The 21640-nt window shown below is 38.0% G+C and carries 11 protein-coding genes; 2 read left to right on the top strand and 9 right to left on the bottom strand.

Annotated features, from left to right (window positions below):
• Positions 1-1332, bottom strand: coding sequence for a M28 family peptidase (locus BUL40_RS06655; protein ID WP_080318577.1), 1332 nt, complete (start codon positions 1330-1332; stop codon positions 1-3).
• Between the two features lie 96 nt (positions 1333-1428).
• A complete protein-coding gene (locus BUL40_RS06650; RefSeq protein WP_080318576.1) occupies positions 1429-3633 on the bottom strand; it encodes a bifunctional alpha,alpha-trehalose-phosphate synthase (UDP-forming)/trehalose-phosphatase in 2205 nt (734 codons plus the stop codon).
• Positions 3634-3735: 102 nt separating this feature from the next.
• On the opposite strand from BUL40_RS06650, the gene BUL40_RS06645 reads away from it, so the two are divergent.
• Complete coding sequence (locus BUL40_RS06645) at positions 3736-5541, top strand: glycoside hydrolase family 15 protein (RefSeq protein WP_080318575.1); 1806 nt, start codon at positions 3736-3738, stop codon at positions 5539-5541.
• Here BUL40_RS06645 and BUL40_RS06640 read toward each other — a convergent pair.
• The 6 genes from BUL40_RS06640 to BUL40_RS06615 form a co-directional block, all read right to left on the bottom strand.
• A complete protein-coding gene (locus BUL40_RS06640; RefSeq protein WP_080318574.1) occupies positions 5528-6958 on the bottom strand; it encodes a pyridoxal phosphate-dependent decarboxylase family protein in 1431 nt (476 codons plus the stop codon). The two genes, BUL40_RS06645 and BUL40_RS06640, sit on opposite strands and share 14 nt — an antisense overlap.
• A gap of 102 nt (positions 6959-7060) precedes the next feature.
• Positions 7061-8869, bottom strand: a complete 1809-nt coding sequence (locus BUL40_RS06635) for an acyl-CoA dehydrogenase family protein (protein WP_080318573.1) — start codon at positions 8867-8869, stop codon at positions 7061-7063.
• 16 nt (positions 8870-8885) lie between these two features.
• Positions 8886-10076: an acetyl-CoA C-acyltransferase gene (locus tag BUL40_RS06630; protein WP_010518920.1), complete on the bottom strand. Its 1191-nt coding sequence runs from the start codon at positions 10074-10076 to the stop codon at positions 8886-8888.
• Between the two features lie 42 nt (positions 10077-10118).
• Entirely contained in the window at positions 10119-12524 is a 2406-nt protein-coding gene (locus BUL40_RS06625; protein ID WP_080318572.1) for a 3-hydroxyacyl-CoA dehydrogenase/enoyl-CoA hydratase family protein, read from the bottom strand.
• Positions 12525-12540: 16 nt separating this feature from the next.
• Positions 12541-12987, bottom strand: coding sequence for a MarR family winged helix-turn-helix transcriptional regulator (locus BUL40_RS06620; RefSeq protein ID WP_010518922.1), 447 nt, complete (start codon positions 12985-12987; stop codon positions 12541-12543).
• Positions 12988-13130: 143 nt separating this feature from the next.
• Positions 13131-14900 (bottom strand): AMP-dependent synthetase/ligase, encoded by a 1770-nt coding sequence (locus tag BUL40_RS06615; RefSeq protein ID WP_080318571.1) that lies wholly within the window; start codon positions 14898-14900, stop codon positions 13131-13133.
• A gap of 244 nt (positions 14901-15144) precedes the next feature.
• Here BUL40_RS06615 and BUL40_RS06610 point away from each other — a divergent pair, with 244 nt between their 5' ends.
• Positions 15145-17745 (top strand): DUF6923 family protein, encoded by a 2601-nt coding sequence (locus BUL40_RS06610; RefSeq protein WP_080318634.1) that lies wholly within the window; start codon positions 15145-15147, stop codon positions 17743-17745.
• A 69-nt stretch (positions 17746-17814) separates the two neighbouring features.
• On the opposite strand, the gene purL is transcribed toward BUL40_RS06610, so the two are convergent.
• Positions 17815-21510: a phosphoribosylformylglycinamidine synthase gene (purL, locus tag BUL40_RS06605; RefSeq protein WP_080318633.1), complete on the bottom strand. Its 3696-nt coding sequence runs from the start codon at positions 21508-21510 to the stop codon at positions 17815-17817.
• Positions 21511-21640 lie beyond the last annotated feature (130 nt).

Here is a 21640-nt window from a genome sequence, read left to right as displayed (position 1 = left end):
TTAATTTCTTATGATTCCGGAAGGAAAAACTACAATACTTTCATGCCCATTTGCGCCTACGGCAGAAACGCCAAAAAAGTAATTGTCCAATACAATTCCCTCCAAAGTTGTACCCTTAACGTTTTCTACGTACTTAAAATTATCCCAAGTAGGAGAAGTTGTGTCTCTCCAATAAACTTTGTAGCCTTTAGCTCCAGGAACCTCTGTCCATACTAATTTCGCATAGGGCTGTACAATACCGCCAATTTGAACTTTTTCAGGTGCGGCTGGTGCCCAAGCTATGGAAGCAAGGTTAATTGCATTCACCGCAGTTAATTTTTTGGCATAATCAAAATTTACATGTTCTAATTTGTCACCATAAGCAATGCCGTTTTCCGTTCTAATATCTTGATGCTGTTGGGTGTAATTTTCATGTGCCTCCATTATACGGATTCCAGCAAAACCCGCATCGTTAAAAGGTCTGTGGTGCCCACCTCTACCAAAACGGTCTAAACGGTAAATTAACATAGGGTTCATTTCTGGCATGTAGGTTTTGGTAGTTTTATGTACATATCTAGCCAGTTGCCTTGAAATTCCATCTACTTCGCCACCATAAAACCTTCTAGCATTTCTTTGGTTATCTGTTTCCGTAGGGGGTACCGGTTCTGAGAATATTCTAAAATCTGTATTGCTAATAATACCATCTACTCCTTTTATGTTGCCAATCATATCATTATTCAATATACCAATAACATCCCATTTTTTTTCTTTTGCGTAAGCGGCCAAGCCTTTACCTCCGTAAAGACCTTGTTCTTCTCCGGATAATCCTACAAAGATGATACTGCTTTCAAAATCGTATTTAGATAAAACACGGGCCGCTTCTAGGGTGCCTGCCATACCACTGGCATTGTCATTGGCACCAGGAGAGGTTGAGGTAAAATCGTTTGGGTCACTTACCCTTGAATCTATATCTCCGCTCATAATGATATAACGATTTGGGTACTTTGTGCCTTTTTTTATAGCCACTACGTTCACCACCCAAACGTCTTTTACAATACGCGCTCCATCACCTTTTTTGACAAAATTCTTTTGGTAAAAAACGTCTAGGCAATTGTTACATTCTTTAGAAATTTGCTCAAATTCTTTTTTTATCCATCTTCTAGCTGCTCCTATACCCGTGGTTGTACTTGTAGTATCACTCAGGGTGTGTCTTGTTCCAAAATTCACCAATGTGGTAATATCTTTTTCTATGTGGTCCGCAGAAACCGCATCTATAATATCATAGATACGCGTATCTACTTGTGCATTGATTAAAAAGGGAATTACTAGTAGAAGGGTAGTTAGCTTTTTCATTTTAATTGGTAGTTTAAGAAAGGAAAAAGGTACGAATAAAACCAAGAATCACTCTAGTATGTTCAAGTTGGCTTTACACGTACCTTGAATAGAATCTTAGATGAAGCGTTTTAAAACTTCGCGTACTTTTTTGGTACCTTCAACATGATATTTGGCATGTGTTTTTTTTGGGCCAACTTTAACGGTAATTGCAGAATCTGGTAATTCTTGAAACATAAATTCATCTGTCCAATCATCTCCTATGGCAAAAACAAAATCATAATCTGCTTCGCCATACATGCGTACAGACGCTCTGCCTTTATTTACGTTACTACTTTTAACTTCCATTACCTTGTTGCCATTAAGTACGCTAATATCATCATTACCAATAAGGCTGGTTAAAACGGTATTTAATTGTGTAGCTCTTTTTTCCCCAAAATCTGGGTCTGTATTTCTATAATGCCAAGCCAAGGAGTAATTTTTCTCTTCAATAAAAGAACCTGGTGTCCTATCCACAAAAGATTCTAAAACCGGTCTAATTTTTTCCATCCATTCACCTTTTACCTGTTCTAATAATTTAAAAGGCTCACCGTTTCTAGAAATCCAAACACCATGTTCAACAATCATGTTATACTTTTTAGGTAAAAACCATTTCGTAAAGGTTTCTTTATCTCTTCCACTTATTAAAAATAACTCTGTGTTCTCTTGATTATGAAGTTGGTCTAGTAGTTCATAGAGCTCCTCGTCTGGAGAAGCTTTTTGTGGGTCTTTATGAAAGCCTGCTAAAGTTCCGTCATAATCCAAAAACAACAATCGTTTATTAGCTGCTTTATAGGCGTTTGAAAATTCATTCAAAATGGTATCGTTCACCTTTTGGGAGACGTAAACGTTTTCATCATTTTGCTGATCCTTTAAGGCTGTCATAAACTCATTTGCCCAAAATTCAACATTATATCGCTCTAAACGTTGTTGTAATAGTTTATTTCTGTTTTTCTGCTCTTCTAAAGGCATGTTTATGGCCTCTTTAAGTGCCGCGGCCTGTTCTTCAAAATTATTAGGGTTAATTAATAATGCCTCGTTCATTTCATAGGCAGAACCAGCCATCTCACTTAAAATTAGAACCCCAGATTGGTCTGTTCTACAAGCTACAAATTCTTTCGCAACCAAATTCATGCCATCACGTAAGGGAGTTAACCATGCAATGTCACATTTGGTATATAGGTCTATTAAATTTTCAAAAGGTAGGGAACGGTAAAAATACCATATAGGGGTCCAATTTACGGTAGATAGTTCGCCATTAATCCTACCAATTAACTCATCAATTTCCTTTTTTAATAATTGGTATTGTGGCACATTGCTTCTAGAAGGTACCGCTAAGATTATAAGTCTTACTTTTTCTTTGTATTCAGGATTTTTTATCAAGAAATACTCAAAAGCCTTTATTCTAGCTGCTATACCCTTACTATAATCTAAACGGTCTATAGAAATTATGAGTTTTGTGTTGGGAGCAGCCTTTTTATGTTCATCTAGTTTTATTTGTAAATCGGTACGATCCTTGCCGCTTAAGGTTGCACTGTCTTTTGCGGCATTATGGAATTTTTTATAATCAATCCCCATAGGAAAGGAGTCTACCTTTATTACCCTATTCTCCAGGTATATTTCATTAAAACTAACTTCTAGCCCCTTTAAACGCCGTACCGAGCTTAAAAAATGTCTTTCATAATCATACGTATGGAAACCCAGTAAATCTGCACCCAATAGCCCGTCTAACACCTCTTCTCTCCAAGGCATGGTTCTAAAAATCTCAAAAGAAGGAAAAGGAATGTGTAAAAAGAAGCCAATAGTAGCATTGGGCCTTTTTTCTTTAACCATTTGGGGAACCAACATTAATTGATAATCATGTACCCAAATAATATCATCATCTGTTGCAACTTCTAAGATGGCATCTGCAAATTTCTGGTTAACCCTTTTGTAGGCTTCCCAAAAATCCAGTTCAAATTCAGAATATTCTAAAAAGTAATGAAATAGTGGCCAAACGGTACGGTTGCTAAATCCAAAATAAAAACCATCAATTTCTTCGGCATTCAAAACTACCTTTGCACAATTTAGCTCTGCCAAGGCTTGGTCTATTTCTCCTTCCATGGCTTTTGGTGTGTCTTCTTCGGTAAGTCCTGTCCATCCAATCCATAATCCATTACCTTCTCTATGAACCGATTTTAATCCTGTTGCCAATCCACCAACACTTGGCTCCGCACTTAGATTTCCATTGTTGATTTTTAATTGAACGGGTAAGCGATTTGAGATTATGATAGTTCTACTCATTATTTTGGGTTTTTATCCTTTTTTACTTTTATGTTTCTTGAAATTTCGGGAAATTCATGCGCATAAACTAGAAGTACAAAATCTTTTGCGAAAAATTAATTTATGGATAATCTAAATTATGGAATAATAGGTAACTGTAGAAGTGCGGCACTCATATCAGTTAAAGGTTCTATGGATTGGAGCTGTTTACCGGAGTTTGACTCTTCTTCAATTTTTGCCAAAATTCTAGATGAGAAAAAGGGTGGGAGTTTTGAGATTTTAGTAGACGATAGTTATGAAATAAAACAGGCGTACGAAAATAGGACCAACATACTTGTAACCACTTTTAGCAACGGTAAGGATGCTTTTGAGTTACGAGATTTTATGCCCAGATATCATAAAATGGAAGGAGGTTACCACGCCCAACCAGAAATTATACGATACGTTAAGCTAGTGTCTGGAAGCCCAAAACTATCCATACATTACAACCCTAGGCTAGAGTACGCCAAAGAAGCTACCAATTCTTTTATCAAGAAAGATTTTATTGTAAGCTTAACCGATGAACAACAGTACGATACCGTATTTCTATACACATCCTTTGAAAAGGAAAAGGTACTCAACGGTGATACGCTTACGCTAAAAGACGACGGCTTTTTTCTTATTACCTATAATGAAAAATTATTGGTACCAAACCTAGAAAAGGTATACTTGGAAATGGAGCGGACCAAAATCTATTGGCTAGATTGGTGCGATAGAACACCTACCTATAAAAAGTATAACGATAAAATTTTAAGAAGTGCACTTACCCTTAAGATGCTTACCTATGATAAAACTGGGGCGGTTTTAGCAGCTGCTACCACCTCTTTACCAGAAACCATAGGTGAAGTAAGAAATTGGGATTATCGTTTTTGTTGGATAAGGGATGCCTCTATGGTAATTAAAGTGATGTCTGAGCTAGGGCATAAAAACTCTGCATTACGTTACTTACAGTTTATTATTGATTTGATGCCAGACAAGGACGAAAAATTCCAGATTATGTATGGTATTAACAAAGAAAAAACACTTACCGAAATAACCTTAGACCACTTAGATGGTTATAAAGGCTCTAAACCGGTACGTATTGGTAATGCGGCATACCAGCAGACCCAGAATGATATTTACGGCATTCTTATGGATGTAATACACGAGCAGGTATGTAAGTTTGGGACAGATTTGGAAAACTGCGAAGAGCTTTGGGGAATAACCAAGGGGATTGTATGGATAGTAGATAAACACTGGCAAGAGCCAGATAAGGGTATTTGGGAATTTAGAGAAGAGGATAGGCATTTTACCTTCAGTAAAGTGTTATGTTGGGTAGCTATAGATAGGGCTATAAAAGTTGCTGAAATCTTTGGAAAACACCACAAATTGGAAATGTGGAAAGACTTGGAGAAGGCCATACGTGAAGATATTCACAAAAATGCCTGGAATGATGAGGTAAAAGCTTTTGTACAGTCTTACGGTTCTAATTATTTAGATGCATCCGTACTGTTAATGGAATCTTATGGTTTTATAGATGCCAAAGACCCTAAGTTTGTAAGCACCGTGCACGCTATTGATAAGGATTTGAACAATGACGGGTTACTCTACCGTTATAAGAATCAAGACGATTTTGGATTACCTTCATCTTCCTTTACTATTTGCACTTTTTGGTTCATAAAGAGTTTATTTAAAATGGGAGAGGAGGAAAAAGCGGAAGCACTATTTAAACAAGTGTTGAGCTACAGCAATCACCTTGGACTTTTTAGTGAAGACATTGATTTTAAAAGCAAGCGATTGTTGGGCAATTTCCCGCAGGCCTATTCGCATTTAGCTTTAATAGAATGTGCCATTCTATTTTCTAAAAAGCATAGTGAGCAAGAAATAATAGACCATATTACGGATTTATAATAAGGGCCGCGGCTTTTATTTGTTTTACTAGTTCGGATAAATGCGATAACTCAGTAAAGGGATTCATTAAAGAAGTACGTAAGTAGTGAATCCCTTTTAATTTGGTCTGTACCAAATAAAACCTGCCGTTTGCCAATATGGCTTTTCTAATATCCGCGTTCAACTGGTTTAATTTTTCTGTAGACCAATTTTGTTTTACAATTCTAAAGCATAGAATATTTGATTGTGGACTTACAGCTACCTCAAAATCTTTGTCGTTTCTGAGAAGGGCTTCAAATTCTTTGGCTAAATCATATTGCCGGGTTACATATTCATTAAAAAGCTTATTACCATAAGTTTTCATCAATATAAACCAATGTAAACTCATCATACTTTTAGTACATTCAAAGGTTTTTTTACCGCTTTGGTACCATTGGTCTTCTTGGGTATCATCCAACAAATAATCGGCTTGCTGACTAAAAATACGCTGGGTATGCCATTTATTTTTAAACAACAAGGCTGTAGTAATGATAGGCATTAACAGCATTTTATGGCCATCGATTACAACGGAATCGGCGTTTGCAATACCATTTAATAAATAGCTGTATTTATCTGAATATATCGCGGCCCCACCATGTGCCCCATCAACATGAAACCAAAGATTGTTTTTAGCAGCAAATTTACCAATAGCCTCAAGATTGTCATAAGCACCAGTTGCCGTAGAAGGTGCGGAGCCTACAATTGCAAAAACAGCTATACCCGCGTTACGGGCTTTTTCTAGTTCGTATTCTAAGCAAGTTGTGTCCATTGCATAGTTGTCTTGTGCAGGTATTTTAATAATACCCTTACTACCCAAACCCATTATTCTGGCTGCCCTATCTATACAATAATGAGCTTCTTCGCAAACCATGATACCAAGCTGTTGTTTCAAACCGTTGTTCCAAATATCTGTAGATACCTTTTCCTTTCTTGCAGCCAATAATGCGGTTAAGTTGGCCAACGTACCGCCAGAGGTTAAAAAACCACCTGATTGGGAATCAAACCCAATAGCCTCACAAATTTTATCGGTTACCACGCGCTCTATGGCAGAAGGAGACATACCCATTTCATAAACAGCCATACCATTATTAAGTAAACTGTTTACTAAACCTGTTACGGCAGTAAGTGGAGCGGGAGTGGCTACCTGGTGTCCTACATAGTTTGGATGTTGAACGTTTGTAGTTCGTTTAAAAACCGACTCAAAAAAAGAATTAGTAGTAGACTCTAGCTGATCCTGCCAAAATGCCAATTCTTCTTCTGGTGATTTATAGTCATAAACCAGGGTGTCTGCTGGACCTTCGGTGTCTTTAATTCTTGTTAGTGCCAAGGCTTTTACTTTCTCCAGATTTAGCAGAAAGTCTGTAGTTTCAAACGCTTGTGATAGGGTAGGGTATTTCATGCCTCAAAACTAAATGCATCTACATCATTCTACAAGATTAAAAACAAAAAAACCACTCCTTTTGGAGTGGTTTCTTGTCTTCAAGAAGAAGATTCAATCTAATTAGTCGAATTTATAACCATTGTCAGCAGCTATCTTGTCCGCAATTTGCGTTCTTAGTGCCACTACGTTTGGTTGATTTGTGTACTTAGTGAATCGTTTAAGACCCATAAGCATCATTTTTTGTTCATCGCCTTCTGCAAAAGAAACAATAGCTTCTTTACCTTTTTGTGTAATAATATCCACAGCTCTGTATAAATAGTACTTAGACATAGCTATTTGTGTGGCTTGCTTATCCTCACCAAAGCGTTTTGCATTCTTTTCAGTTCTTAAAATAGCAGATTCTGCCATGTAAACTTGGATTAGAATGTCTGAAGCGGCCATTAATAATTGTTGATGCTCCTCTAATTCCGTTCCATACTTTTGAACTGCACTACCGGCAACCATTAAAAAGACTTTTTTCAATCTTTTGATAAGGTCTTTTTCTTCTGCAAACAGCTCAGAGAAGTCTGGCACATCAAAAGAAGGAATACCCATTAATTCTTCACCTACAGCAGTAGCGGGCCCTAATAAATCTACGTGACCTTTCATAGCTTTTTTCACCAACATACCCACAGAAAGCATTCTGTTGATTTCATTGGTACCCTCGTATATTCTAGAGATACGGGCATCTCTCCAAGCAGATTCCATAGGAGTATCTGCACTAAAGCCCATACCACCAAATATTTGGATACCTTCATCTGAAGTTTGCTGTACGTGTTCAGAAACAGCCACTTTTAGAATAGAACATTCAATAGCATACTCTTCTACACCCTTAAGCTCTGCTTCTTGGTGCGTGTTACCTTCTGCTTCTCTTATAGCAATTCTATCTTCTATATTTTTTGCGGCACGGTAGCAGGCAGACTCATCTACGTAGGTATTGGTTGCCATATCTGCCAATTTAGATTTTATGGCACCAAAGTTTACGATAGGTGTTTTAAACTGCACACGCTCATTTGCGTACACAGCAGCTTCGTTAAGAACCCTACGTTGCGCTTCTAAACAAGCTGCCGCTAATTTAATACGCCCTACATTTAAAGCGTTCATGGCAATTTTAAAACCATTTCCCCTTTCAGATAGCATGTTTTCTACAGGAACTTTGGTTTCATTAAAGAATACTTGTCTTGTAGAAGAAGAGTGTATACCCAGCTTCTTTTCTTCGTCACCTAACGTAATGCCATTACTAGGGTCGTTTTCTACTATAAATCCAGTGATGTTCTTATCATCTTCTATTCTTGCAAAAACAATGAATAGGTTACAGAAACCAGCATTGGAAATCCACATTTTTTGTCCTGTAATGCTGTAATGTTTACCGTCTTCTGAAAGAACTGCTTTTGTTTTACCCGAGTTGGCGTCCGATCCGGCACCAGGTTCGGTTAAACAATACGCACCAAACCACTCTCCAGATGCCAACTTAGGAACGTATTTATTACGTTGTTCTTCTGTACCGTATAGAGTTATTGGCATAGTACCAATACCGGTATGGGCACCAAAAGCAGTACTAAAAGACCCACTTGCACCAGAGATATAGTCACAAACCAACATGGTAGAAACAAACCCCATTCCCATACCACCAAATTTTTCTGGTACGGCAACACTTAGCAAGCCAAGTTCACCAGCTTTACGCATGGTTTCTTCCGTAAAGGCGTAGTCTTTCTTTTCAAAACGTTCCCAATGCGCCCAAAGCTCGCGGTCCACGAATTCCTTGGTGCTTTCGCGCATCATTTTTTGTTCTTCGTTTAGGTCCTCAAGGGTAAATACGTCCTCGCAATTGGTTTCTTTTACCAAAAATTGACCTCCTCTTAAAATGTCTTTATTTACAGTATCACTCATGGTTAATAGTTTCAGCTTATTTTAAAAATTCAAATATACCTGCCGCACCTTGTCCAGTACCCACACACATGGTTACCAAACCGTATTTGCCTTGCATTTCTCTTTTACGCATCTCGTCAAATAACTGAACGGATAATTTAGCCCCTGTACAACCTAATGGGTGACCCAAGGCTATTGCTCCTCCGTTTACATTGACAATATCTTCGTTTAATCCTAATTCGCGCATTACTGCTATAGATTGTGAAGCAAAGGCTTCGTTCAATTCTATAAGCGCAATATCATCTTGTTTAAGACCTGCTTGTTTTAGTGCTTTTGGTACCGCTTTAACAGGTCCTATACCCATAATTCTAGGTTCTACGCCTGCAGCGGCATAGTTTACCATACGGGCTATAGGCTCTAAATTAAGTTCCTTTACCATTTCCTCACTCATGATCATTACAAATGCGGCACCATCACTGGTTTGGGAAGAATTACCTGCTGTAACGCTTCCGTTGGCGGCAAATACAGGTCTTAGCTTGCCCAATACTTCTAAAGAAGTGTCTTTTCTTGGTCCTTCGTCCTTAGTTACGGTATACTTTTTAGTTGCTTTTTTACCGTTGGCATCTACGTAAGTCTGTTCTACCTCTATAGGAACAATTTGCGACTGAAAACGGTCTTCTGCCTGAGCCTTTAGGGCTTTTTGGTGCGAATTGAATGCAAATAAATCTTGGTCTTCCCTAGACACCTTAAATTGTTCTGCAACAGCTTCTGCCGTATTACCCATTCCCCAATAATAATCTTCATGGCCAGATTTTACCAAATCGTAATTCAATTCAGTTTTAAACCCGGTCATAGGAACGGAGCTCATACTCTCTACACCGCCGGCAATGATGCAGTCTGCCATACCTGCTTGTATTTTAGCTGTTGCAATACCGATAGTTTCTAGACCCGACGAACAAAACCGGTTAACGGTAACACCAGGAACATCTACGATATCTAGCCCCATTAGAGAAATTAGGCGACCCATATTTAACCCTTGAGAGCCTTCTGGCATAGCATTACCTACAATTACATCGTCTATTCGTTTCTTGTCAAAGTCTGGCAGCTCTTTCATCATATACTCTATGGTTTCTGCTGCTAACTCATCTGCGCGTTTAAATCGGAATAAGCCTTTTGGAGCTTTACCTACCGCAGTTCTATATCCTTTAACTATATATGCTGTTTTCATTATTCTAGCTTTAGGCTTTAAGCATTTTGCTAAAAGCGAAATTTAATTTCTTAATGGTTTACCTGTTTTTAACATGTGTTGAATACGCTCCAATGTTTTGCGTTCCGTAGCAAGAGAAAGGAATGCTTCTCTTTCAATATCTAGCAGGTACTGCTCACTAACATAAGAAGGTTCAGATAGATCACCCCCAGCCATTACATAAGCCAATTTGTTGGCTATTTTCTTATCATGCTCACTAATGTAGCGGCTTGCTTCCATAGAATCTGTACCCACCAAGAACATACCTAGGGCCTGTTTACCAAGTACCTTAATATCTTTTCGTTGTGGTGGTCTAGTATAGCCTTGCTCTGCCATTAACTTAGCGTGTGCCTTAGCCGTAGCAATTTGCCTATCCTTATTAACTACAATGGTATCTTTTCCTTTTTGTAAGATGCCCAAATCAAAAGCTTCGTAGGCAGAGGTAGAAACTTTGGCCATACCAATGGTTAAGAAGTATTCTTGTAAAACGTTAAGCTCTACATCTCCTTTTCTAAAAGAATCTGATGCACGCATGGCCATTTCTTTAGAACCACCACCGCCAGGGATTACCCCAACACCAAATTCTACCAAACCAATGTAGGTTTCTGCCGCGGCAACTACTTTGTCTGCGTGCATGGATAATTCACAACCACCACCAAGAGCCATTCCATGTGGTGCGGCCACAGTTGGTATGCTGCTATAACGCATACGCATCATAGTATCTTGGAAGTATTTAATGGCCATGTTCAATTCATCGTACTCTTGTTCTACCGCCATCATGAATATCATACCAATATTGGCACCAACAGAGAAATTAGCAGCTTGGTTACCAATTACCAATCCTTGGAAGTCTTTTTCGGCAAGGTCTACCGCCTTATTAAGCCCTGCAAGAACATCACCGCCAATAGTATTCATCTTAGACTGGAACTCACAGTTTAATATACCATCGCCCAAATCTTCTATTATTACCCCAGAGTTTTTGAAAACCTCTTTAGATTTTCTAATGTTATCTAGTATGATGAAAGCATCCTGACCTGGAATTTTCATCATTTCTTTGTTTGGAATATCATAATAATAAGTAGCACCTTCTTTAACAGAATAGAAAGAAGAAACGCCAGTAGCCTTCATATCATGAACCCATTGCGCAGCGGTTTGTCCTTCAGCTGCAATAAATTCAAGTCCTTTTTCTAGACCTACTGCATCCCAAATTTGGAATGGGCCATGTTCCCATCCAAATCCAGCTTTCATAGCATCATCTATTTTATATAAATCGTCTGAAATTTCTGGAATTCTGTGTGAAACATAGGCAAATAATTGGCCAAAGCTTTTACGGTAAAATTCGCCTGCTTTGTCTTTGCCGCCACAAAGCACGGCAAAACGGTCTACTACCTTGTCTATGGTTTTGGTTAACTCTAGGGTTGCGAATTTGGCACTTTTCTTAGACCTGTAGTCCATTGTATCCAAATCTAATGTCAAGATTTCGCTCTTGCCACCCTCACCTTTTACTTTTTTATAAAAACCTTGACCAGTTTTGCTACCCAACCATTTATTTTCCATCATGGTATTGATGAAATCTGGTAGTTTAAACAAATCGTGGCGTTCATCGTTAGGGCAGTTTTCGTAAATACCATTGGCAACATGCACCAAGGTATCTAGACCAACAACATCTACCGTACGGAAGGTTGCGGATTTGGGTCTGCCGATTACCGGGCCGGTAAGCTTGTCTACTTCCTCTACCGTCATGCCCAAATCTTTTACCGCATGGAATAGGCTTTGAATACTAAAAATACCAATACGGTTACCTATAAAGGCGGGTGTGTCTTTGGCAACAACGGAAGTTTTACCTAAAAACTGTTCACCATAACCATTAAGGAATTCTAGAACCGAAGCATCTGTTTTTGGTCCTGGAATAATTTCGAATAATTTTAGGTAACGGGCTGGGTTAAAGAAGTGGGTTCCACAGAAGTGTTTCTGGAAATCTTCACTTCTTCCTTCGCTCATAAATTTTATTGGAATACCAGACGTATTGGAGGTAATTAAAGTGCCCGGTGTTCTATGTTTTTCTAAGCTTTCAAACACCTTCTTCTTTATATCAAGGCGTTCTACAACAACTTCAATTATCCAATCTACATCTTTAACTTTTGCAATATCGTCTTCTAGATTACCCGTTGTAATACGATTGGCAAATTTTTGATGGTAAATGGGAGAAGGCTTAGATTTTAACGCTTTGGTTAGCGAATCGTTCACCAAACGGTTTCTAACTACTTTGTCTTCTAGTGTTAGTCCTTTAGCCTTTTCTTTGTCCGTTAATTCTCTTGGTACAATATCTAGCAAAAGAACTTCTACTCCAATATTTGCAAAGTGGCAGGCAATACCGCTACCCATAATACCGGAACCTACTACTGCAATTTTGTTAATATGTCTCTTCATTGTTTAGAATAGATAATTAATTAGTTGTCTTTGTGTAAATTTTTTTATCGTTAATCAGTTGATTAATAGCGTCTATAGTTTTAAAAAAACCTTGTAAATCTTCTTTCTCTACAACTTGGGATACTACTTCATTAAAACGCAATACTACGTCTTTAGAGCGCGTACGCATCTCTGTGCCAAATGGTGTTAGGTGAATTAATACGCCTCTGCCGTCATTTGGGTTTGGTTTTTTTTCAATTAATCCCCTAGTTTCCATATTTTTAATAATGCGAGATAAACTAGTTGCTTCCATACCCATTTTAGGACCCAAGGCTGTAGATGGTGTACCTGTTTTTGGGTCAATGCTCAAGAGTGTAAAGCCTACTGCCATAGAAGAATCATATTCTTTGGCTTGTTCATTATAAACTCTGGTTACGGCCTGCCAAGTTGCGCGCAAGGCCCAGTCAATGGTAATGTCTTTCATGCAAATTAATCTGTCCCAAATATAAAAAAAATTTATTATGCATGCATAATAAATTTGATAATATGACAAATAAAAAAGGCTCTCCGTAGAGAACCTTTAAAATTTATCTTATTTATTGTGTGTTTTGACAGCTAATGGTGTATTTAATGGCCATAGATGTCTTTGTATAAATCTTGATATTTTGCTTTTATAATCTTTCTTCTAAGTTTCATGGTAGGGGTTAGGTGACCATCATCTACACTCCATGCATCTGGCGTTAATCTAAACTTTTTAACCTTTTCCCATTTGGCAAAATCTTCGTTGGCCAAATCTACTTCTTCTTGATAGCGTTCTAGAACTTGTGGATTGGTTACCAGGTTTTTGTGGTCTGTAAAAGTTACATTATGTCGTTTTGCCCATTCTTCTAAAAATTCAAAATTTGGCTGAATAAAAGCAGCGGGCATTTTTTCGCCTTCACCTATCACCATAATTTGTTCTATAAACCTAGATTGTTTAAAACGATTTTCCAATAATTGTGGGGCTACATACTTACCACCAGAGGTTTTGAACATTTCTTTTTTACGGTCTGTAATCCTTAGGAAACCATCAGCGTCAATCTCACCAATGTCTCCGGTATGGAAATACCCGTCCGTCATTACTTCTGCGGTTTTTTCTGGGTCTTTGTAGTAACCAGCCATTACATTAGGTCCTTTACAAAGTATTTCTCCATCTTCCGCAATCTTTACTTCTACATCTGCAAGGATTTTGCCCACAGAACCAATTTTCCAGCCTTTGTTTTTTACTTCGTTTACAGAGATAACGGGAGAGGTTTCCGTTAAACCGTAGCCTTCCATAACTGGCATTTCTGCGGCAGCAAATACTTTTGCTAATCTAGGTTGTAAAGCGGCACTACCAGAAACCATAGTGCTTAAATTACCACCTAAACCTTCTTTCCATTTGCTAAATATTAACTTTCTGGCCAGTTTTAATTTTTGTTCATAGAACCAACCGTTGGCTCCATAGGGTTCAAACGCTAAACCTATATCTACCGCCCAAAAGAAAAGTTTCTTTTTGATTCCGGTTAATAAGGCACCTTTGGCAATGATGGCATCGTACACTTTTTCTAGTAACCTTGGAACAACCGTCATTACATCTGGTTTAACCTCTTTTACATTGTCACTTATTTTATCTAGCCCTTCTGCAAAATAGATTTCAATGCTACAGTATTGGTATAAATAAAGAAGCATACGTTCAAATATGTGGCATACGGGTAGAAAACTTAGGGCCGTTGCGCCGGCAACAAAGGGTACACGTTCCTCACTTTTAACAACATTGGAGACAATGTTGTTATGGGTAAGCATAACACCTTTTGGCCTACCAGTGGTGCCAGAGGTATAGATTAGCGTAGCTAAATCTTCTGGTTTAACCGCATTCTTAAGTTTTTCTACTTCTTCTTGGTTACCGGTGTCTTTTCCTTTTTCCAATACTTGTTCCCAATTGTTGCAATTTTTTAATTGGTCAAAAGAAAAGACATCTTCTAGGTTTTTAACGTTTCCGCTAATGGCTAGAACCTTTTGTAAAACTTCATCACAGGAAACAAAGCAGAATTTAGCTTCAGAATGATTTAAAACATATTCATAATCTTCTTCTGAAATAGTAGGATAAATAGGCACATTCTGGGCGCCAATTTGAAGTATACCTACATCTAAAATGCTCCATTCTGACCTATTGGTCATAGAGATAACAGCAATTTTGTCATTGGGTTTTACTCCCATTCTTAAAAGCCCCCTGCTTATGGCATTGGCCTTGTCTATATATTCTTGAGTAGAAGTGGCTACCCACTTACCATCATATTTGGTCACCAACGCCTTGTCTAAAGGGTATTTTTCCAATTGGTGATAGGGGAAATCAAATAGTCTAGTTACGTTCTGCATATTCAGTTTCTAAATCAGGATTGCAAAATAGGGAAAGCGGATGGTATTTTAAAATGGCATCCGCAACAAAGATGCAATTAAAATGAAAATATCATATTAAAATCTTAAAATAAAACGAATTAGTTGATGCAAACCATTTAACTATAGATAGTTTATTTTCACCTACAAAATCTTTCGTTTTACAACAAAGTAAGAAAATACTTTCAAAATAAAAGTAAATTCGTACCGTCCCAAAAAGATGATTATGAAACACTTTTACACATTAACTACTTTTTTAAGCCTATTTTTTCTAACCTTTCTACAAATTGGATTGGTAAAATTATATGCGCAATCAGAACCATTTAACTGTTCCTACAATGCCTATTTATTTCAGTATAACGATATCTATGCAATAGATTTAGCTTCTGGAAGTAGCTACTTGGTCAAAGAAAACATTATTGAAAATTCTATTAATGGGGCCGCATATAATTCTGCCGATGGTTTTATTTGGGGCTATGTTTCTGGAAACCCAAAAACAATTGTAAGAATAGGTGAGAACTTTGAGACCGATTTGTATACAATTCCTGAAATACCGGTTACCAATAATAATTATGTAGGTGATATTGATTTGTTTGGTCAGTATTATTTTAGGGCAGGCGGGTCTACCTATCATCATGTAGATTTAAATCCAGACTCTCCAAATTACCTGCAATATGTGGGCAGCTCTTCTTTAAGCCAAAGTATAAATATACATGACTGGGCATTTAATGCTGCCGATAATATGTTGTATTCCGTAGAAAAGAAAACCAATAATTTATATCGTATAGATGTAGAGACCGGTAACGTAGAAAATCTAGGGGTAGTTCCCATCTTGGCTGGTAATAACTATACTTATGGAGCTGTTTATTTTGATGTAGACGGTAATTTTTATGTATCTGCCAACCAAACAGGTACGGTCTATATTATACGACAAGTGCAAAATATTGTTAGTGGAATAATGGATTCCAATGTGTTTGCATTTGGTCCTGCATCTGCTAGTAATGATGGTGCAAGATGCCCGTCTGCTCCGGTACCCCAAGAAGATTGCTTAAATGGATTAGATGATGATGGTGATGGATTAACAGACTGTGACGACCCATCTTGTTCTGGTGTGGCGGCTTGTCCTGTAATTCAGTTGGCTTCTAGTGGAAACGATGGAGGTCTGGAGAGTAATGATCGATTAGCTAACCTTATTAGCAAGCGAAATTATCAGAGGGCCAAAACCAATTACAGGTTTGATGCATTAGCTGCAAAAAAGGTAAAAAAGAACAAAAACTATCTACGTAAAGGTATGTTTGCACCTAATGCCATAGAACTTAATGCCCTAGTTCCATTAGGAATAATAGGGGAGAGTAGTACGATAGAATCTGCCCCGGAAGATTTATTGGATTTAACCAATGCCAGTGATATTTATGCGGTAGATTACCTAAATGGTTCCGAAACTATGAGTGCTTTAATGGTAATTAAAACAGAAGAGCAGGTTTATGAGCATAGTAAATTTATATGTGATCGTTTCTTGGGGGCACAATTACTTTCTGTTTCTACCCTACAGTTAAGAGAGCATAATTTTATAAAATCCATTATTAAACAAGCAGATGGCGCTACGGAGTTTGCACTGAGTTTTTCTGCACGTTTAAACGAACAAAACCAGTTTGTTGTAGAATCTCACTGGAATATAGATGCTTATGCGCCAAATACGGCCTTCTACAACTTTCAGATTTGGTCTAATTCTGTAGATGATCTATTAAAATTGGCAGATGAAATATTGAATTTACTAGAAAGTAATGCACCAATTGTAGACTATACAACATCTGCACCTCCACCAGTATTTGTTAAGTCTGCTAGATATGAGCGTGGTGCCGTTCATATGAACGTAGTCAATAACAATCGTACAGAATATATCCGCTTAGAGGGTGGCATTAAAAGAAGTGAAACAAGCCAAGCAGAAATGGTTGGTTTGCAGTCCCCGTTAGATGGGTATATTGATACCGTTGCTGTGGAAACTGGAAATATTTTCGATTTTGGTTTTAGGATTTCCAATGATAATGGCGATACCCCAGATGATTTATTCGTAGCCGATGCGCCATGGGGTCTAGATGACAGCCAAGCTGGAACACAGGTTAACGGTTATGAAATAATTGCAAGCGAAGAGGCTTATTTTGGTCAGGGATATCCTGTTGAACGTAATGTAAACCTAGTTGCAACAACAGACACTTATGTTGGGGTTTACAGGGCATTAAGTCCAAGGTTTGCTCCCGTGGATCTATCTACTTATGACAACTTGGTTTTTAGCGCTGCAGGTACTGGAACTTTAGAAATTCAATTGATTAAAGGTAATGGCGAAACCTATTCGCACGAAGTGGCCTTGTCTGCCACAAAAGAGGCCTTTTATTTAGAAAGTAGTTTGTTTACAAATATCAGTGGTAATAGCACAGACTTTGCTAACTTAAAAGTAATTCAGTTTAATATGAAGTCTACCAGTGGTGATATGGAAGAAAAACAGCTACAATTAAGTGCTGTAGAATTTACCAATGAAGATAAACCAGCTGCTTTTATAGACGAAGATTTAACCCGTTCTATAGTAAGTCCAAATCCAGTTACTACGGAGACAACATTATATTTTTATGACGAAGTAGCGGGTGAGTATACTTTGGAATTGTTTGATATAAGTGGTAGGGTAATTGGTTCCCATACCAACCATGGTGTTGTAAAACAGGGACAGAATACGATTAAGATAAGTAGAAAAGGATTGGATTCTGGATTGTATTTCTATAGATTGGAAAGTAGTAGTAAACGAATCTGGAGTGGAAGAATATTAGTGAAGTAGATTAATGTTGAAGGAAAAAAAAGCCGCTCAAATATTGAGCGGCTTTTTTAATGCTGTGGGTTAATTAGCTTAAGAATTGTATTCTTCAATCCAATTTTTTGCATTTATAAAAGCTTGTATCCATGGAGAAACCAAATCTTTACGCTCTGCAGGGTAGTATGCCCAGTTCCAAGGAAATATACTTCGTTCTATGTGCGGCATCGTTACCAAATGCCTACCAGAAGGATCACATAACATAGCGGTGTTGTAATCACTGCCATTTGGATTGGCAGGATATTCCGCATAACCATATTTTGCAACAATTTGATATTCGTCCTCAGATAACGGCAAGTTAAATTTACCTTCGCCATGAGATATCCAAACACCTAGCGTTGCGCCTTCCAAATTAGAAAGCATAACCGAATTGTTCTTCTGGATTTGAACGGATGTAAAATTACTTTCGTGTTTATGACTCTCATTGTAAACCATTTTTCCATGTCTTTCGGCATGGTCGGGATTTATCAAATCTAACTCCATAAATAATTGGCATCCATTACAAATACCAACCGATAGGGTGTCTGGTCTACTAAAGAAGTTTTTTACGGCCTTATTGGCTTTTTCATTGTACTTAATTGCTCCTGCCCAACCTTTAGCGCTTCCTAGTACATCAGAATTAGAGAAACCACCAACGGCACCTAAAAATTTAATGTCTTCTAAGGTTTCTCTACCGCTAATTAAATCGGTCATATGAACATCCTTAACATCAAAACCAGCTAAATACATAGCATTGGCCATTTCACGTTCAGAATTACTGCCTTTTTCCCTCAAAATAGCAGCTTTAGGTCTTCCTTCCGTATTTTGTGCCATTTTAAAAATCAACTCTTGGTCTATTGCTTTTGTGGCTTTTTCTGCCTGATCCGTAAACCTGTAAAGCAATGGTTGTTGCTTGTAATTTTCAAAACGAGCTTTGGCCAGATTGTTTGCCGTTTGTTTATTATCTAAAAGATAGGATGTTTTAAACCAAGTATCTCTTAACGAACCAATTGGTAATCCAATTTCAACTCCGTTGTTTTTCAATTTTAAAACATCTTCTTCTATTACATTACCTAGTTTGTGAAACACCAAGTTAGCTTGGCTTAGTTCCGCTTCAATTTCTTCATGTGCCTGAATAACGATTGCAATATTCTCTGCAAACAGTAACTTAATAGTATCTGCCTCACCCAAACCATTTAAGTCTAAATTGGCCCCCAAATTGTTATCTGCGAAGCAAAGTTCTAACAATGTGGTTATTAGTCCTCCTGAACCTACATCGTGCCCAGCATTAATTTTGCCATCTTTAATAAGTTCTTGAATTGTGTTAAAGGCATTTTTAAAATATGCCGCATCTATAACACTAGGAGCTTGGTTACCAACTGCGTTTAACGTTTGGTTAAAAGAACTACCACCTAATTTAAAGTTGTCTTTAGATAGGTTTACGTAGTAAATGTTTCCTCCGTTACGTTGTAGTACAGGTTCTACAACCTTATTGATGTCTGAACAATTACCTGCCGCAGAAATAATTACGGTACCTGGAGATATAACCTCCATATCGGAATATTTCTGTTTCATAGAAAGGCTATCTTTTCCGGTTGGAATGTTGATACCGAGCGCTATTGCAAAATCGCTTACAGCTTGTACCGCCTCATACAATCTGGCATCTTCCCCCTCATTTCTACAAGGCCACATCCAGTTGGCGGATAAGGAAACAGAGGTAAGATTATCTTTTAAAGGTGCCCAAATTATATTGGTCAAAGCCTCTGCAATACTGTTTCTACTACCAGCTACAGGATCTATTAAACCAGAAATAGGAGAGTGGCCCACACTGGTGGCAATACCTTCCTTACTTTTAAAATCAAGGGCCATAACCCCACAATTGTTCAAAGGCAATTGCAAAGGGCCGGCACATTGTTGCTTGGCCACCCTACCACCTACACAGCGGTCTACTTTATTTGTTAACCAATCTTTACAGGCAACGGCTTCTAATTGCAAAACATTTTCCAAATAGTCATGAAAATGCTCTAAACTATAGGGTTTGTCCGCATAATTGAAGTTAACGGTTTTATCTTCCATTATGGTTTTGGGCGAACTACCAAACATGTCGGACAACGCCAAATCCATAGGTTTTTCTCCGGTAGTACCAGAGGCAAAAGTAAATTGGTGTTCTCCTGTAACGGAACCTACCTCGTACATTGGAGAACGTTCACGGTCCGCAATACGTTTTAGGTGGTCTATATCTTTTTCACCAATAACCAAGCCCATTCGTTCTTGACTTTCGTTACCAATTAATTCTTTGGCAGATAAAGTTGGGTCCCCAACGGGAAGCTTATCCGTATCTATATGTCCGCCGGTTTCTTCTACCAACTCTGACAAGCAATTTAAATGCCCACCTGCACCATGGTCATGAATGGAAACAATAGGGTTTTCATCACTTTCTACCATGCCACGAATAGCATTTGCAGCTCGTTTTTGCATTTCTGGATTGGAACGTTGAACGGCATTCAGTTCAATTGCGGACTCAAACGCACCGGTATCAGCACTGGATACGGCAGCCCCACCCATACCAATTCTGTAGTTATCACCACCAAGAATAACCACTTTGTCTCCTTTATTGGGCGTGTCTTTTAAGGCTTGTTCTACCTTACCATAGCCAATACCTCCAGCTAACATAATAACCTTGTCAAAACCAAGGTTTTTGGCCTCTTCTTGATGCTCAAAAGTTAGCACCGAACCTGCTATTAAAGGCTGTCCAAATTTATTGCCAAAATCAGATGCTCCATTAGATGCCTTTATTAGGATATCCATTGGTGTTTGGTATAGCCATTTGCGTTCAGGAAAGCCTTTTTCCCAAGGTCTATTTTCTTCTAAACGGGAATAAGAGGTCATATAAACCGCTGTTCCTGCTAGGGGCAAAGAGCCTTTACCACCGGCTAAACGGTCTCTAATCTCTCCACCTGAACCAGTAGCCGCCCCGTTAAAAGGTTCTACGGTTGTTGGAAAATTGTGTGTTTCCGCTTTTAAAGAAAGTACGGAATCAAATGTTTTTTCTTGATAAAAATCCGGCTTATCGGCAGTTTTAGGTGCAAATTGAACCGCTTTAGGGCCTTTTATAAAGGCAACGTTGTCTTTATATGCCGATACAATATCGTTTGGATGGGTCTCTGATGTTTTTTTGATTAGCTTAAAAAGAGAGGAGGGCATCTCTTTACCATCTATAACAAATGTACCGTTAAATATTTTGTGTCTACAGTGTTCTGAGTTTACTTGGCTAAAACCAAATACCTCAGAATCTGTTAGCTTTCTACCCAATTTAGTACTAAGTTCTTCTAAATAGGCAACCTCTTCGGTGCTCAATGCCAATCCTTCTTTTTCGTTGTACGATTTGATATCCTCAATTTCAAGAATGGGTTCAGGAGTAACATCAATCTTAAAAATATCTTGATTTAAACTTTGATATTTTTGAAAAAGCATGGGATCATAATCCGTATTGGATTCTTCTATAGGTAAAAATTCTTCTATTCTTAATACCCCCTCAATACCCATATTTACGGTAATTTCGGTTGCATTAGTACTCCAAGGGGTAATCATAGCTGCCCTAGGGCCAACAAAAAAGGCGTCTAAAGACGCCGCGTTTATCTTAGGTTGGTTACCAAATAACCACTCCAATTTTTGTTGATTTTCTTCTGTAATTTCTTGATTGGTCTGTACAGCAAAGACCTTTTGGTCTACCTTGCCAAAGAAATGAATCATATCTTGCTTTTTCAAAATAATAATGCCTACGGTTTTTGGCTTCCGTTACCCAAAAACTTAAGTATTTAACCAGAGTAATTAGGAATAGGAAAATGCAAATTTACAACTTTGGCGGTTCTATACCCATACT

It is taken from the genome of Croceivirga radicis (assembly GCF_002072105.2).
Classification (GTDB): Bacteria; Bacteroidota; Bacteroidia; order Flavobacteriales; family Flavobacteriaceae; genus Croceivirga; species Croceivirga radicis.
The sequence above is the reverse complement of the archived record's forward strand: the minus strand, read 5'-3'. Positions and strand labels throughout refer to the sequence as shown.

Bases quoted from the DNA above. Each gene is read 5' to 3' on its own strand.
- BUL40_RS06615 (WP_080318571.1), bottom strand. From the start codon at position 14,900: ATGCAGAACGTAACTAGACTATTTGATTTCCCCTATCACCAATTGGAA.
- BUL40_RS06635 (WP_080318573.1), bottom strand. From the start codon at position 8,869: ATGAGTGATACTGTAAATAAAGACATTTTAAGAGGAGGTCAATTTTTG.
- purL (WP_080318633.1), bottom strand. From the start codon at position 21,510: ATGATTCATTTCTTTGGCAAGGTAGACCAAAAGGTCTTTGCTGTACAG.
- BUL40_RS06650 (WP_080318576.1), bottom strand. From the start codon at position 3,633: ATGAGTAGAACTATCATAATCTCAAATCGCTTACCCGTTCAATTAAAA.
- BUL40_RS06645 (WP_080318575.1), top strand. From the start codon at position 3,736: ATGGATAATCTAAATTATGGAATAATAGGTAACTGTAGAAGTGCGGCA.
- BUL40_RS06630 (WP_010518920.1), bottom strand. From the start codon at position 10,076: ATGAAAACAGCATATATAGTTAAAGGATATAGAACTGCGGTAGGTAAA.
- BUL40_RS06610 (WP_080318634.1), top strand. From the start codon at position 15,145: ATGAAACACTTTTACACATTAACTACTTTTTTAAGCCTATTTTTTCTA.
- BUL40_RS06655 (WP_080318577.1), bottom strand. From the start codon at position 1,332: ATGAAAAAGCTAACTACCCTTCTACTAGTAATTCCCTTTTTAATCAAT.
- BUL40_RS06620 (WP_010518922.1), bottom strand. From the start codon at position 12,987: ATGAAAGACATTACCATTGACTGGGCCTTGCGCGCAACTTGGCAGGCC.
- BUL40_RS06625 (WP_080318572.1), bottom strand. From the start codon at position 12,524: ATGAAGAGACATATTAACAAAATTGCAGTAGTAGGTTCCGGTATTATG.
- BUL40_RS06640 (WP_080318574.1), bottom strand. From the start codon at position 6,958: ATGAAATACCCTACCCTATCACAAGCGTTTGAAACTACAGACTTTCTG.